The organism is Shinella yambaruensis, from assembly GCF_022899355.1.
GTDB classification, from domain to species: domain Bacteria; phylum Pseudomonadota; class Alphaproteobacteria; order Rhizobiales; family Rhizobiaceae; genus Shinella; species Shinella yambaruensis.
The window spans coordinates 433,550-447,954 of the sequence record NZ_JALJCK010000005.1; the positions used below are offsets into that span (position 1 = coordinate 433,550).

Consider the following 14,405-nt stretch of genomic DNA (forward strand, 5'->3'; position numbering starts at 1 on the left):
CATCCATGATCAAATACACGAAAGCTGATGAACCACGCACAAGCTACGAAAAAACAATCTGGGAGCCAGGGAATGGAGGAAAGCCGGCCATCATTTCTATATTCTGGCCCTCTCGAAGGCCGCCCATGCCTCTTCGAACTTTCCGATATCAAAGTCGTCTCTTCGCGCCGGCTCCAGAATGAAGGTTTCGCTCTCCCGCATCTTTTCGATCGCCGTCTCGAGCTCGGGCAGCACCTCGGGCGGCACCACCACGGCACCATGGCGATCCGCGTGAAGGAAATCACCCGGTGCAACCGACAAGCCGAAGACGGTAACGGGCGTGTCGAAATCGACGACATGAACGAAACCGTGACTTGGCCCGATGGATCCGGCGAGCACCTGGAAATCCGGCGCGAGATCGTCGAGATCCCGCATGACCCCGTTGGTGATCGCGCCCGACAGCTTCAGTCCCTTGTGAACCGTCGTGTTGACCTCTCCCCAGAACGCGCCGATGGCGGCGGCGCCGTCGAGGTCTTCGATGACCGTGACCGCCGGTCGCGGTCCCGCCGCCATGTAGCGGTAATAGTCCATCCGCCGGCGGCGGATCACGTCGGGAGCCTCGGTTGACGGATGAACCGCACGAATTCTCGCCGTCCTTGCATAGCCGAAAAATGCCTTGAGACGAGGCTGCGCCGTAAGAACGGTGCCCCGGGTGAACCCCTGGAAGCCGCGCCTGCCCTGCGCGACCTCGATCGCGTTGCAGACCGTGGGCGTATCGACGGAGGCCAGCAGGCTTTGAAGTGAAGCATCGAGTGTCATGGATGAACCTCCTTGAGATCGCCGGGCGACGGGGACTGTCACCGGACGAGCCAATGCGCGAGCGCCGACGAAACGGCGCCGGGCTGTTCGATCGTGGTGAGGTGCCCGGCCTGCTCGACCACGACGAGCTCGGAACGGGGCAAGAGCCGCGCCATCTCCTCGTGCCGGCGCGGGGGACACAGCCGATCCTCCGCCCCGCAGAGAACAAGCGTCGGACCGGAGTAAGAGCGGAGCGTCTCGGTCTGGTCGCGTCGGTCCCGCAGGGCGATCGACTGGCGCTCGAAGAGAGCCGGCCCGAGCGCCGTCGCCATGTCGAGGACCAATTCGAGCAGCGGTTGCTTGTCGGCATTGGCGGCGGCGAAATAGGCGGGGCGCATCTCCTCGACGATGACGGCGGCCAGCCTGCCGTTGCGCGCATCGTCGATCTGCTGGTTCCGGATCGGCAAGCGCTCCGGCAGATCCGCGTGATGGTTCGTGTCGAGCAGCGCCAGCCGCTCAATCCGTTCCGGTGCCTGCCGCACCATCTCCATCGCCACGATGCCGCCCATGGAAAGCCCGGCGAGGCGAAGCGGCCCCGGATGCCGGTCGAGAAGCATGCGGGCAAGTCCCTCGATGCTCGGCGGCCCGTCGAGCCGGGCGCAGATCACCTCGGCCCCGCCGGCGAGCGCCGCAGCCTGATGTGCGAAAAGGCGCTCGTCGCACATCAGGCCGGGTATCAGGAGCAGCGGCGCGCTCACGCGGCCAGCTTGTGCGTCGGGCCAGCGGGGTCGTCGGTGTTGCGGACGCGGTAGAGGCTGGCCTCCCCTGTCATGGACGGCACGAGCGCGTGCTCCAGTCCGGGCGGCACGGCGCAGGTGTCGCCGGGCGCAAGGACGGCTTCGCCGCCCTGCCACGACAGTTTCCAGTGACCGCGCATGACCATGAGAACCTCGTGCGAGGGGGTCGTGTAGGGCGTTTCGGGAATGGAACCGCGGCCGAGCAGCTCGACCTCGAAGCCCGGGCGGTCGCGCAGCATGCCCTCGGTGCCGATCACCCTGGCCGGCTGGCGATCCGCCAGCGCCATCATGTCCCAGTAGCGGCCGACATAGTGCGGCACGACATCGAGGGTCGTCGGCTCGGGGAAGGCCTTCAGCTCTTCATCCGTCAGGAGCGGCATGGGCGGCACGCCGTCCGGCAGGGACTGTCCCTTCTTGGAATCGTAGAGTTTGCCGTTCTTGCCGAGCACCAGGCCGTGGTCCCGCGCATCCTCGATGACCTGCGGCGCCCAGATGACGCCGCCGCCGGCATCGTCACCGCCGAGTATGGCCATGATCATCCCGTAATCGGTGCCGATATTCTCGAAGCCGCGGAAGATCCCGGTCGGAATGTTGAAGATGTCGCCTTCCTCGAGCACGACCTCGCCGGCCGTTCCATGGCGGCCCCAGAAGAAGCGCCAGCGCCCCTTGAGCACGAAGAAGACCTCGGCCGTGCGATGTGAATGCAGCGAGTTGCGGCATTTGGGCGGCTGGCCGGCCGCGCCGATGTTGAAGCCGGGCGTCTCGCGAATGTGGATATGCTGGTCCGGGCTCTCCGACACGCCGGCGCCGATGATGGTGAAGTTCTCCTTCTGGTTCGAACCCGGCGTATGGGCGTCGATGAAGGCGGTCTTGCACGGTTTCAGCTCGCCATAGCGCACGATGCGCCGTTCCATTTCCTGAGGTGTCATATCTCTCATCCCGTCTTGAGGGCGATCTGCTTCCAGATCGCGGTTTCGTCGAAGATCACGAATTCGCGCTTGAGGCCGTAGGGGCCGAATTCCGCATGCGACATGCCCATGATGTGGACCTCCGCCTTTGTCGGCGCGCCGAAGCCGCCCCAGCCGTCATGGGTGCCCGTCAGCGACCATCGGAGCGCCGCGCGCGGCGGCATTGCCGCATCGGTCCGGCCGATGACGTGGTGGATCTCGAAGCGGGCATCGGGAAACGCCGCGCGCAACTCCATCCAGAAGCGATCCGCCGCGCCCCGGCCATGAGCGGTGACGCCGCCGGGCAGGTCGAGCTGGCAGGCGCGGTCGTAGACCTTCGAAATGACCCTGAAATCGGCCGCCATGATCGCGGAAAGGAAGTCCGCGTAGTCCTTGCCGACCGGATGGTCGTTGCCGCGGCCCTTGTAGTCGCCGGCGATGTCGATCTCGGGCGTGAACGGCTTGACGCAGGCTTCCGAGCCTCCCTCGCGCTCGATCAGGTCGATCGCGAACTGCTTGGGATCCCAGCCGAGCTGGCGCACGATCGCCCCCTGGTCCCGGATCAGCCATTCGTCGTAGATCATATTGTCGCGCGCGGCGCAGTCCGCGATGATCCGGTAGGTCAGGGACTTGCCCGAGGCCCTGCCATAGACGCCGTCGCCGAGATGGGTGGCTATCGACAGCAGGCGGTGCGAGGACAGCAGCGTGCCGTCTTCGTCGCTGCCCGACCAGATGACGTCCTCGCCCAGGAGCTGGCGGTCCGGAAATTCCGCAAGCGTCGCCATGGTGGCGCCGATGACGTTCCGGTTGCCGCGAACCACCGAGGCCGGCGAGCGCACGACGATATCGGGCGCGTAATACTGGTGCAGGGTGGCAATGCCGCGATCTTCCCAGATCTCCTTGGTGACACCGAGGATGTAGTCGGGGAAATCCCTGAATTTCTTGTCAAATCCCTTGAGGGGCATGCGGTCTCCTAACCGGCGGTCCAGCCGCCATCGATAAGAAGGGAAGTTCCGGTGATGAGCGCCGCGGCGTCCGACGCCAGGAAGACGACGGCACCCATGATGTCTTCGATCTCGCCGACCCGGCCGAGCTTTATCTTCTCGGTGATCCATCGCGTCCGCTCGGGGTTGGCGAAGGTCTGCTCGGTCAGCGGCGTGCGGATGAAGGTCGGGCAGATCGTGTTGACCCGGATGGCGTGCGGCGCCCATTCGATCGCCATCGCCTTGGTCATGCCTTCGAGCGCATGTTTCGACGCCGCATAGACCGAGCGGTCGACCCCGCCGACATGGCCCATCTGGGACGAGATCGTGACGATCGATCCGCCGCGGCCGCGGGCGATCATGCCGCGCGCGACTTCAGCCGCCGAGAAATGCGCCGCCCGCCAGTTGATGGCCGAAACGCTGTCGAAATCGGCGACCTGCGTCTCCAGCGCGGGACCATGGCGCGCAGTCCCCGCGCTGTTGACATAGATGTCGAAGGGTTCGAGCCCGCCGATGGCGTCCCGCATCGCGGCGATATCCGCGATGTCGAACGCTATCGCTTCGGCCTTTCCGCCTTCCGCGCCGATCGCCCTCACCACGTCCGCAAGCCGCTCCCGGCCTCGGGCGGCACACACGACATGCGCGCCCGCCGCCGCCAGCGCCGCGGCAGCGCCGAGCCCGATCCCGGACGACGCCCCCGTGACCAGGGCGCGACGGCCATCCAGCCGGAACGACGGCGTGCGTGGCAGGGATGCGGGGGTCATTCGGCGGCCGCTCCGTATGGCACGTTCCGGCCGCCATAACGGCGCACGCGCACATTGGCCTGCTCCGCATGGCCGACGAAACCTTCCAGCATGCACAGGCGCGAGCAATATTCGCCGATCGTCGCGGCCGCCTCGTCGGTCAGCACCTTCTGGTAGGAATGCGTCTTGAGGAACTTGCCGACCCACAGCCCGCCGGTATATCGGCCGGCTTTCTTGGTCGGCAGGGTGTGATTGGTGCCGATCACCTTGTCGCCATTGGCGACATTGGTGCGCGGTCCCAGGAACAGCGCGCCATAGGCCGTCATGTTCTCCAGATACCAGTCGTCGCGGTCGGTCATCACCTGCACATGCTCGGAGGCGATGTCATTGGCGACGGCAAGCATCTCCTCATGGCTGTCGCAAAGGACGACCTCGCCGTAATCGCGCCAGGAGGCGGATGCCGTCTCGGCGGTCGGAAGCAGCTTCAGCAGGCGTTCGACCTCGGCCATCGTCGCCTCGGCGAGCCGGCGCGAATTGGTCACCAGCACGGCGGGCGAATTGTAGCCATGCTCCGCCTGGCCCAGCAGGTCGGTGGCGCAGACCTCGGCGTCCACCGTCTCGTCGGCGATGACCATCGTCTCGGTCGGCCCTGCGAAGAGGTCGATGCCGACCCGCCCGAAAAGCTGGCGCTTGGCTTCGGCGACATAGGCGTTGCCGGGGCCGACGAGCATGTGCACCGGCTCGATCGTCTGCGTGCCGAGCGCCAGCGCGCCGACGGCCTGGATGCCGCCCAACACGTAGATCTCATGCGCGCCGCCGAGATGCATCGCCGCGATGACGGCCGGGTTCGGCGCACCCTTGAAGGGCGGTGTCGCCGCAGCGATCCGCGGCACGCCGGCCACGGACGCGGTCAGCACCGACATATGCGCCGAAGCGACCATCGGGAATTTGCCGCCCGGAACGTAGCAGCCGACCGACTGGACCGGCAGGTTGCGATGCCCGAGGATGATGCCCGGGAGCGTCTCGATCTCGACATCCGTCATCGAGGCACGCTGCGCTTCGGCAAAGCGCCGGACCTGTGCCTGGGCGAAGCGGATATCCGCCATGTCGCGGGCGGAGACCCGGTTCATCAGGGCCTCGATCTCGGACGCGGTCAGCCGGAAGGCCGGCGGATCGTAGCGGTCGAACTTGACGGACAGCGCGCGGACGGCGGCATCGCCGCGCGCCTCGATATCCGCCAGGATCGCCTCGACATTGGCGCGGACCGTGGCGTCGTCGCCCGACCGCTCCTCCGCGGACTTTCCCTTCTTCAGATACGTGACAGGCATGGTCTCATCCCTGCTTCTTCGGCGGAACCTTCTCGCCGCTGTCATAGGCTTCCCAGCCATGGCCGTTGAACGGATCGACGCCGAGCTGGCGCATCACATGGGGGAAATCGACGGTGACCCAGTTGTCGACGATCTTGCCGTCGACGACCTTCCAGAAGTCCATGTAGCGGATCTCGACGCGCTTGCCGGTCGGGGCGATGCCCATGAACTCGCCGGAATGGGTGGCTTCCTGGCGTCCGAAGGCAGCGCCCCACTCGCCGTCGAAGAGACGCGCCTCGTCGACGCAGACCTTGTCGGAGAAGGCGGCCTGGAACGGATGCTGCCAGTTCCGCTGGAACTCCTTGAGGCCCATCTTGGTGCCGCAGCCGGCATTGCCGAGCCAGCGGAAATTCTCGGCGAAGAACTCGCCGATATCGGAGATGCGATGGTCGTTGAGGCCATCGACCATGCCTTCGATCACCGCCTTGGTCTCGGCGGTCTTGCTGTGGTCGTTGTCCTTGGTGAGGACGCCCTGTTCCGGTCTTGAGCCTTTCATGTCAATCAATCCTTTCCTGGATGTTCGATGCGATGCCCGCTGCGGGCATCGAAGAAGTGGCAGATCGAGGCCGGCACGGTGATCCCCACCGGTGCGCCGATCGCGATGCGGAAATCCTTGGGTGTCTTGACCGCGGCGAGCGCCTTGCCGCACTGCACGGTCACCATCGAGGCATCGCCGAGCAGCTCCATGGAATAGACCGGCGCGCTTATCTGGCCGCCCCGGTCCGCCACGCCGGCATCCTCGGCCCGGAAGCCCAGCGTCACCGGACCGTCCGGCATGCCGGCAAGGCCCTCGACCCGCATGTTGGTCGCGGTAAAAACGCCGGACCGGATGTCGCCTTCGATGAGGTTCATGGCCGGCGAGCCGATGAAGCCGGCAACGAAGGTGTTCGCCGGGCGGTCGTAGATCTGCATCGGCGTGCCGACCTGCTGCACGATCCCACGGTTCATGACGACCACGCGGTCGGCGAGCGTCATGGCCTCGATCTGGTCATGGGTGACGTAGATCGTGGTGGTCTTCAGTTCGTGGTGCAGGTTCTTGATCTGGGCGCGCGTCGAGACGCGCAGCTTGGCATCGAGATTGGACAGCGGCTCGTCCATCAGGAAGACGGTCGGCTGGCGCACGATGGCGCGGGCGAGCGCCACGCGCTGCCGTTGACCGCCGGACAGCGCCGCCGGCCGCCGCTCCAGGAAGTCGCCGAGCTCGACCATGGCGGCCGCCCGCATGACGCGTTCATGGTGGGTCTCGCGCGGAACCTTGCGCACCCTCAGCGGGAACCGGATGTTCTCGTAGACCGACATGGTCGGATAGAGGCCGTAGGACTGGAACACCATGGCGATGTCGCGGTCCTTGGGCTCCAGCGTGTTGACCACGCGATCGCCGATCCAGATCTCGCCGTCGGAGATGGTTTCGAGACCGGCGATCATGCGCATGGTCGTGGTCTTGCCGCAGCCCGAGGGACCGAGCAGCACAAGGAACTCCCCGTCGGCAATGTCGAGGCTGAGCGCATCGACGCCGGTGAACCCCGCCCATTTCTTGCTTACATTCTTGAGGCTGATGGTCGCCATGCCGGTTAACCCTTGACTGCGCCGGCGGTGAGCCCGCTGACGATGTGGCGCTGGAAGAAAAGCACGAGGATGAAGAGCGGCACCGTGGCCGAGACGACCGCCGAGACGGCGAACATCACATTGCCCTGCACCTGCGTGCTGCCCATGAAGCTCGCGATCTTCGGCACCATCGTCTGGTTCTCCTGCGAGAGCAGGACGGCGGTGACCGCAAAATCGTTGTAGGCGAGCAGGAAGGAGAACAGGCCGGTGGTGATCACGCCCGGCCACATGACCGGGATGATGACCAGCCGGAACGCCTGGAAGCGTGAACAGCCGTCGACCATCGCGCTCTCGTCGAGGTCCTTCGGGATGGTCTGGAAGAAGGAATTGAGCATCCAGATGGTGAAGGGCTGGTTGATCGCCACGAGCACGATGATCGCCGTGGACAGATAGCCCCAGACACCGAGCTGGAAGAAGGGCAGCAGATAGCCCGACAGCAACGTGATATGCGGCATGGCGCGGAAGATCAGCGCCGCGATCAGGATCCAGAAGGCATAGCGGGCGGTCGAGCGCGACAGGGCGTAGCCACCCAGCGTGCCGAAGGTCAGCGAGATGACCACGACGAAGCCGGTCACGATGCCGGTATTGATGACCGAACGCCAGAACTCGCGTTCGACCCAGGCGCCGTAATAGCCTCGGCCGGTGAAGCTGCTGCCGGTCTCGGCGAGCGTCTGGACGCCGTAGAGCGCATTCAGCCAGTCCTGGCGCGAGAAGAAATCGCCCTGCACCTTGAACGATCCCCAGAGCGTCCAGACGAAGGGGAAGGCCGCCATCAGCAGCCAGAGCGTGATGAAGCCGATCGCGGCCCCGCGCATCCAGGGTGAGGTCTTTGCAGTCAGGACCGACATGGCCAACTCCTCAGTGCCGACGCTTGAAATCGCGCCAGGTCCGCACGAGCACGGGCGCCATGAGAATGCAGATGCCGATGATGGTCAGCATCGAGGTCGCCGCCGCCGAGCCGAAGAGCGGCGCGCCGGTGCTGCGCAGATCGGTGTAGATCGCGTAGGAGAGCGATGTCGCGCTCGCGCCGGCATTGAAGCCGACGATCGGTTCGAAGACGCGGAAATTATCCATCAGCTGGATCAGCCCGACGAAGATCGCAAGCGGCATCAGGTGCGGCAGGACCACGAAGCGAATGCGCTCGAAACGGTTGGCGCCGTCGATCATCGCGCTTTCGAGCGTGTCATGCGGCAGGGTCTGGAGACCGGCATAGAAGACGACGAAGGCGAAGGGGGCCGAGTGCCAGACGCCATAGACCATGAGCGTGATCCAGGTCAGCGTGGGTGACGCCTTGAGCGAGAGGTCCGGATCGTTGAACAGCGCCTGGAGCGACGCTCCGATGATGCCGTTCGCATCGATCATCCAGAACAGGATCAGCGAGCCGATCAGCGGCGTGATGATCATCGGCAGGAGGGAGGCGAAGATCACCGGCCCCTTCACGAAATACGGGAGCGCGTTGACCGCGAGTGCGATCATGAAGCCGAGGATGAGCACCAGCGGCGTGACCACGAACGTATAGGCGAGCGTGAAGCCCAAGGCCTTGTACAGGGGCAGGCTGCCGACGCGCGTCAGGAAATCGATCGGCCCGCTGGCCTCGGCGAATGCCTCACGCACCTCCTTGGCCGCGAGATGCTTGCGGTCCAGATAGGTGCCGAGGCCGTTGAAGCGGCCGAGCGGCTGGTCGCGCCTGAGTTCGGCCGTCGCCGCCTCGTCGACATGGCTTTCCTTCTTGCAGCCGAAGGGGCCGCAATTCTCGGCGGTCACCATGACCCGCTCGTGCTCGATGAACAGCGACTGGACGACAACCGAGACGATCGGAAGGGCGATGAAGATCAGCATCGCCAGGGCTGACGGCAGGATAAACGCAATGAATGTCCGATGCGGCATCGAGCCCTCCCTTTGTGCCGGTTGTGGATCAGGTGTTCGCGGGCGAGGCAGCCTGCCCGCGACGTGGCGGAGCCGGCGCGGCCCTATTTCAGGAAGCCGGCGGCCTGGGCCGCGGCGCTGTAGGTCGCCTCGACGTCGGAAAGCGCCTTGGCGGCGTCCTCCTTGCCCTGCATGAATTCCGCGAGCCCATTGCCAAGCGCGGTGTGCATCAGGCCCATATAGGGTTCCATCGGATAGGGAAGCGCACCGGCATTCGCCGATTCGAGGGTGCCCTGCGCAAGCGGTCCCGGGTTGAAGCCGTCCGCCAGCCAGACCGCCTTGTCGGTATTGGCATTGGCGACCTCCTTGGTCACGCCCGATGCCAGTGCCTTGAAGGTCGCCGCAGCGTCGTCGTCGGAGATGTTGGTCGCCAGCGTGAAACCATCCCACCAGAGCGTCGTGGCGGGGATCGTGCCGCCGGCGACCGTCGGTGCGGCGGCGAACTTGATGTTGCCGGTGATCTCGGGCTTCGAGCCCTCCCCATCCGTCACCGCGCCGGCGCGCGAGCCCCAGAAGTTCGCCATGGCGACGTTTCCGGCCTCGAATTCGGCCTGGAGCGCGTTGGAATCGAAGGTCAGGTAGTCCGGGTTCATGTAGGCGCTCAGCGCCTTCATCATCTCCAGCGCCGCCACACCCTTCTCATTGTTGATCGCAGGCTCGGCCGAGCCTTCCTTGAAGAAAGTGCCGCCCATGCCGATGTACATGTTGACGAATTCCTCGCCGAGGTCCCAGCCGGCCTTGTAGGTGCCGCCGAAGGGATATTTCACGAGGCCCTTGTCCTTGATGGCCTTGGCCGCGGCAAGCACCTCCTCATAGGTCTTCGGCGGCTCGACGCCGGCCGCCTTGAGAATGTCCTCGCGATAGAACAGGTGCTGCGCATTGGCCATGAAGGCGACGGCCATGACCTTGCCGTTGATGGTGATCAGCTGGGTCTTCTTGAGCCCGGCGCCATCCTTCGCGACGTAATCGTCGAGCGGCCGGATGAGGCCGTCGTTGAGGAGCGGCAGGATCGAGGAGCTGGCGACGATCTGGGACGTGTATTCGGCGGGATTCGCCTTCAGCGCGGCGACCGCGAGGCTCTCGTGATCCTGGGTCAGGTTCACCTTGAACTGCACCGTATCGCTCCGACAGGTCGCGGCCGCGGCCGTGACCGCCTGGATCGCCGGAAAATCATTGCCCAGAATGCGGATCGAGCCCTTCTCGATCCCGCATGCGGCCTGCGCCGTCGTCGCCAGCGCCATCAACATGGCTCCGGACAACAGCGCCTTCATCGTGACTGTCATTGTCATCTGCGTTCTCCTTCTGGTCGGTTCTTCTTGTTTTCGGCGTCGATCGTCCGCCGTCCCAACCGGCGCCTGACCCGATGATTAAAGGCTTGCAAAAAATGACTACGTAGTCAATAACAATTTTCAAGTTTGGCGACTAAGCCCTTTGCAGGACATTCGCCGCCGCGCCGCGACCACCGATATGGGAGGACAGGAAATGCAGAATTCGGACCGGCATGTCGCCAACAAGCAAAGCCTGTACCGGGCGTTGCAGGAGATCGCCGAAGCGGCGGCGTCAGAGCTTCCGGCCCGCCTGGCCTCGGTGTCGACGGCAGATGCGCAGTGGCGAATGTCGCATCCCCTCAACGAAATGACAGGACGCGACCAGGCGCTCGAAACGGTCTGGCTGCCTCTCAAGCGCGCCCTCCCCGACCTCGAGCGGCGCGACCTGATCCTCATCGGCGGCGACTATCAGGGGCGGGATTATGTCGCTGCCGTCGGCCACTATTGCGGCACGTTCCGGCACGATTGGCTGTCGATCCCGGCCACGGGCCGGCCCGTCTTCCTGCGCTACGGCGAGGTCTACGAGGTCAAAGACGGCAAGATCGTCCAGGCCACCTGCCTCTGGGACATTCTCGACCTCATCAGGCAGGCGGGCTTCTGGCCCATCGCGCCGAGTCTGGGCACCGAAGGGCACTGGGCGGGGCCTATCACCGGCGACGGCATCGTCCTGACGGCGACCGATCCCGGACAGTCCGCCGCCAGCATCGCGCAGACGCTGGCGATGCACAAGACGCTCGGCGACTACAACGATCTCGACGGCCGCGGAAGGCAGGGCCTTCTCGACATGCCGCAGAAAGAATATTGGCATCCGAAGATGATGTGGTACGGGCCGTCGGGGATCGGTACGACGAGGGGGCTCCAGGGCTTCGTCGATTACCACCAGCTGCCTTTCAGGCTGGCCTTCCCCAATCGCAAGGGCGGCGGTCAGTGGACCGAGAAGGACGTGGCCGCGTCCGCCAAGAAGGGCGGCCATTACATCCGCGTCGGCGACGGGCCCTATTCCGTGACGGGCGGATGGCCGAGCGTCATGGCCTATCACAGCGGCGGAAGCTTTCTCGGCGTCGGCGCCACCGACAGGCTCGTCACGATGCGCGTGATGGACTTCTATCTGCATCACGAGGGCCTGATCCGCGAGAACTGGGTGCCGCTCGATATTCTCGACCTGCTGACGCAGATGGGGGTCGATGTCATCGACCGGACGCAAAGCCACTTCAATCGGGGGCGGATGTGACCGGAAGCTTCGCCGAGGCGCGAACGACGAGACGGCTCGGCAGCACCACGCTCCGCCGGCGGACGACCTCCTCGTTGATCTGCGCGAGCAGGATCTCGATCGTGGCATCGATCATCGCCTCTCCCGGCTGCGCCACGGTGGTGAGCTTGTAGCCCTTCCAGGACGACTCGGGAACATCGTCATAGGCAACAATGGACACGTCGTCGGGAATCCGCAAATTCAGTTCGTCACGGATCACGTCCATGACCGAAAAGGCCATGTGGTCGTTGGCGACGAAAATGGCGTCCGGACGCTCGCTTCCCCTGAAGAGCGCGCGCGTCGCCTCGGCCGCGCCTTCGAACGTATAGGCGCCGACCGCGCGAGCGAACACCGGTACGCCGCGCTCGGCCATTCCCTTGTTGAAGCCCGCCTCGCGGTCCCGGTTGGTCGAGGAGTCCTCGGCCCCGGCAATGAAGGCGATGCGCCGGTGGCCGCCGTCCACCAGGAAATGCGCGATCTGCCGACCGCCCTCCACATTGTCCGACGTCACGGAACTGGCAGGCGAAGACGAAACATATCGATTGAACAGGACGACCGGCACGCCCGTCCGCGCGCATTCGCGCGCCAGCGACGACGACAGCGTGGCCGAGACCATGACGATCCCCTCGACCTGGTATTGCATGATCTGCTCGACGACTTCGTCCTGCTTTCCCGGCTCCGTCATGAAGAGCAGGACGTGATAGCCATGCCTTTGGAGCTTTCGCGACAATTGTTCGAGGACGATGGGATAGAACTGGTTGTCGAGATAGGCAACCAGAAGCGCGATCAGCCTGGACTTGCCGCTGTTCATCGCCCGCGCCAGCGCATTCGGCCTGTAGCCGAGCTCGGCGGCGGCCTTGAGCACCTTTTCGCGCATTTTTTTCGAGACGCTGGCTCCGGGTCGAAACACCCGGCTTACCGCCGATTGCGACACACCTGCCAGACGCGCAACTTCAATCGAGTTTGCCGGGTTCTTTGGAGATGACATTGCCCATCGGTTCCTTGGAGGTAACTTCCATTAACCCATGGGGGCCGGTGCGGGCAACGGCCGACGCCGAAATTTTGACTACGTGAGCAAAGGTGGGCCGCAGAGACCCGGGCGGCTCCTTCCCCGTAGACGCTGAAAGCGACGGTCCCGATCTCGATGATTTCGTCCTCGTCCCCTTCATGCCGGACAATTCGGTTATCCCTGTCCGTTGATGAGCGAGACGAGGTTCAAGAGGTTGCCTTCCCTTTGAACGCCGTCCGGGAACCTGTCCGGCACGCCGGGGGCGACGATCGCCAGGAATGGAATGCCGAGGTCCACTGCGGCGTGATATTCCATGAGGGAATCGCCGATGGCGAGAACCTCCCCCGCCTCGACGGCATCCTCGCCGAGTATCCGGCGAAATTCGGAGAGCTTGGATTTCGGCGCACCACCGATCGACTTGAACCGGTTGCAAATCCCGCGCTCGGCCAAAGCGCTCCGAAGCTCGTCTTCGGGGGCGGCGGAAACGACATGCTGGGCCGCAATGCCGTGAAGGCGCGTTATCCCTTCCAGCGCGCCATCGATAAAGCGCGCCGATGCGACGGCAGCCTCCACGGCCGCGCGATATTGCGTGCAGAGCTCGCCGAGCCGGGCCTCCGAGAGCGGCCGGTGGAAAACAGAACCCTCGAAGTATCGGAACTTCTCGCAGCGTGACATGCCGCCATTGGCTTCGGCATAGGCCCTGATGGCGGCGATCTTCGCAGGTTCCTCGTCGCGGTAGACATGCGCGAACGCATCGACCTTGGCGGTCACCGTATCAAGGATGACGCCATCGAAATCGTAGATGATCGATCGGTATCTTGTCTTCACGTAAAACATCTCCTGCCAGCCGCCGCCAAGGCGCCTGCGGATCAGATCCAGCCCGCATCGACGATGAAGGACTGCTTCGAGATCATCCGGCTGTCGTCGGAGGCCAGGAACAGGGCCATGCGTGCGATTTCCGGCGGATAGATCCGGCCGGGAAGAACCTGCCGCGCATCGATCTGCTTTTCGCCCTCGGGCGTGAGCCACAGGTCCACCTGCCGTTCGGTCATGATCCAGCCCGGAGCGATGGAGTTGACGCGGATATTGTCCGGGCCGAGCTCGCGCGCCAGTGCACGCGTCATTCCGTGCACCGCGGCCTTTGCCGTGACGTAGCACACGCCGTCGCCATCCGCCTCCATCCAGGTTATGGAGGAGAGATTGATGATCGAGCCGCCACCCAACCCTTTCATCTGCGAAACGACGGCCTTGGCCGCGAACACCTGGTGCCGCAGGTTCACCGCTATGCGATCGTCGAAATATTCCGACGTTACTTCGGAAAGCTGGTGACGGTCGTCGTTGCCCGCATTGTTGACAAGAACGCTGATCGGCCCGCGCTCGACCCCGCTCTTCGTGATGAAGGCCTCGAGCGCCTCGACATTGCGCAGGTTGAGATACTGGTAGACCGGCGGACGGCCGCCGCGGGCGACGCAGCCCTTGATCACATCCGCCGCTGCATCGTCGTTCAAATCGACGAAGGTGACGACAGACCCCTGATCGACGAAATGCTCCACAAGCGACCTGCCGATGCCCGATGCACCGCCGGTGATGAAGACATGCTTGTCCTTGAGACTAGGGTAGCTTGCGCGCCCTTCCATGAGATCGTAGTTCATCTTGTGTCCTTTGTCTGATCGA

General features: G+C 64.5%; 15 protein-coding genes. 1 reads left to right on the plus strand and 14 read right to left on the minus strand.

The window, feature by feature from the left end:
* Positions 1-96: 96 nt before the first annotated feature.
* From MUU56_RS14720 to MUU56_RS14770, 11 genes are all read right to left on the minus strand, one after another.
* Positions 97-798: an RraA family protein gene (locus MUU56_RS14720; RefSeq protein ID WP_244768026.1), complete on the minus strand. Its 702-nt coding sequence runs from the start codon at positions 796-798 to the stop codon at positions 97-99.
* A 38-nt stretch (positions 799-836) separates the two neighbouring features.
* Positions 837-1,535, minus strand: coding sequence for an alpha/beta fold hydrolase (locus MUU56_RS14725; RefSeq protein WP_244768027.1), 699 nt, complete (start codon positions 1,533-1,535; stop codon positions 837-839).
* Positions 1,532-2,503: a cupin domain-containing protein gene (locus MUU56_RS14730; protein WP_244768028.1), complete on the minus strand. Its 972-nt coding sequence runs from the start codon at positions 2,501-2,503 to the stop codon at positions 1,532-1,534. The genes MUU56_RS14725 and MUU56_RS14730 overlap by 4 nt, the downstream gene beginning before the upstream one ends.
* A gap of 5 nt (positions 2,504-2,508) precedes the next feature.
* On the minus strand, positions 2,509-3,486 hold the full coding sequence (locus MUU56_RS14735) for a nuclear transport factor 2 family protein (RefSeq protein WP_244768029.1): 978 nt from the start codon (positions 3,484-3,486) through the stop codon (positions 2,509-2,511).
* Between the two features lie 8 nt (positions 3,487-3,494).
* Positions 3,495-4,268: an SDR family NAD(P)-dependent oxidoreductase gene (locus MUU56_RS14740; protein ID WP_244768030.1), complete on the minus strand. Its 774-nt coding sequence runs from the start codon at positions 4,266-4,268 to the stop codon at positions 3,495-3,497.
* Entirely contained in the window at positions 4,265-5,575 is a 1,311-nt protein-coding gene (hisD, locus tag MUU56_RS14745) for a histidinol dehydrogenase (protein WP_244768031.1), read from the minus strand. Before hisD ends, MUU56_RS14740 begins: the two co-directional genes overlap by 4 nt.
* Before the next feature lie 4 nt (positions 5,576-5,579).
* Positions 5,580-6,110 carry an ester cyclase gene (locus tag MUU56_RS14750; RefSeq protein WP_244768032.1) on the minus strand — a complete coding sequence of 177 codons (531 nt, stop codon included), beginning with the start codon at positions 6,108-6,110 and terminating at the stop codon, positions 5,580-5,582.
* A gap of 5 nt (positions 6,111-6,115) precedes the next feature.
* Positions 6,116-7,180 carry an ABC transporter ATP-binding protein gene (locus MUU56_RS14755; RefSeq protein ID WP_244768033.1) on the minus strand — a complete coding sequence of 355 codons (1,065 nt, stop codon included), beginning with the start codon at positions 7,178-7,180 and terminating at the stop codon, positions 6,116-6,118.
* Between the two features lie 5 nt (positions 7,181-7,185).
* Positions 7,186-8,067, minus strand: a complete 882-nt coding sequence (locus MUU56_RS14760; RefSeq protein ID WP_244768034.1) for a carbohydrate ABC transporter permease — start codon at positions 8,065-8,067, stop codon at positions 7,186-7,188.
* A gap of 10 nt (positions 8,068-8,077) precedes the next feature.
* On the minus strand, positions 8,078-9,106 hold the full coding sequence (locus MUU56_RS14765) for a carbohydrate ABC transporter permease (protein ID WP_244768035.1): 1,029 nt from the start codon (positions 9,104-9,106) through the stop codon (positions 8,078-8,080).
* An 83-nt stretch (positions 9,107-9,189) separates the two neighbouring features.
* Positions 9,190-10,434, minus strand: coding sequence for an ABC transporter substrate-binding protein (locus MUU56_RS14770; RefSeq protein WP_244768036.1), 1,245 nt, complete (start codon positions 10,432-10,434; stop codon positions 9,190-9,192).
* A 193-nt stretch (positions 10,435-10,627) separates the two neighbouring features.
* On the opposite strand from MUU56_RS14770, the gene MUU56_RS14775 reads away from it, so the two are divergent.
* Positions 10,628-11,704 carry a nuclear transport factor 2 family protein gene (locus MUU56_RS14775; RefSeq protein WP_244768037.1) on the plus strand — a complete coding sequence of 359 codons (1,077 nt, stop codon included), beginning with the start codon at positions 10,628-10,630 and terminating at the stop codon, positions 11,702-11,704.
* Here MUU56_RS14775 and MUU56_RS14780 read toward each other — a convergent pair.
* The 3 genes from MUU56_RS14780 to MUU56_RS14790 form a co-directional block, all read right to left on the minus strand.
* Positions 11,685-12,710 carry a LacI family DNA-binding transcriptional regulator gene (locus MUU56_RS14780; RefSeq protein ID WP_244768038.1) on the minus strand — a complete coding sequence of 342 codons (1,026 nt, stop codon included), beginning with the start codon at positions 12,708-12,710 and terminating at the stop codon, positions 11,685-11,687. The genes MUU56_RS14775 and MUU56_RS14780 overlap by 20 nt on opposite strands.
* Before the next feature lie 195 nt (positions 12,711-12,905).
* Complete coding sequence (locus MUU56_RS14785; protein WP_244768039.1) at positions 12,906-13,559, minus strand: HAD family hydrolase; 654 nt, start codon at positions 13,557-13,559, stop codon at positions 12,906-12,908.
* A 41-nt stretch (positions 13,560-13,600) separates the two neighbouring features.
* Entirely contained in the window at positions 13,601-14,383 is a 783-nt protein-coding gene (locus MUU56_RS14790) for an SDR family NAD(P)-dependent oxidoreductase (RefSeq protein WP_244768040.1), read from the minus strand.
* Positions 14,384-14,405 lie beyond the last annotated feature (22 nt).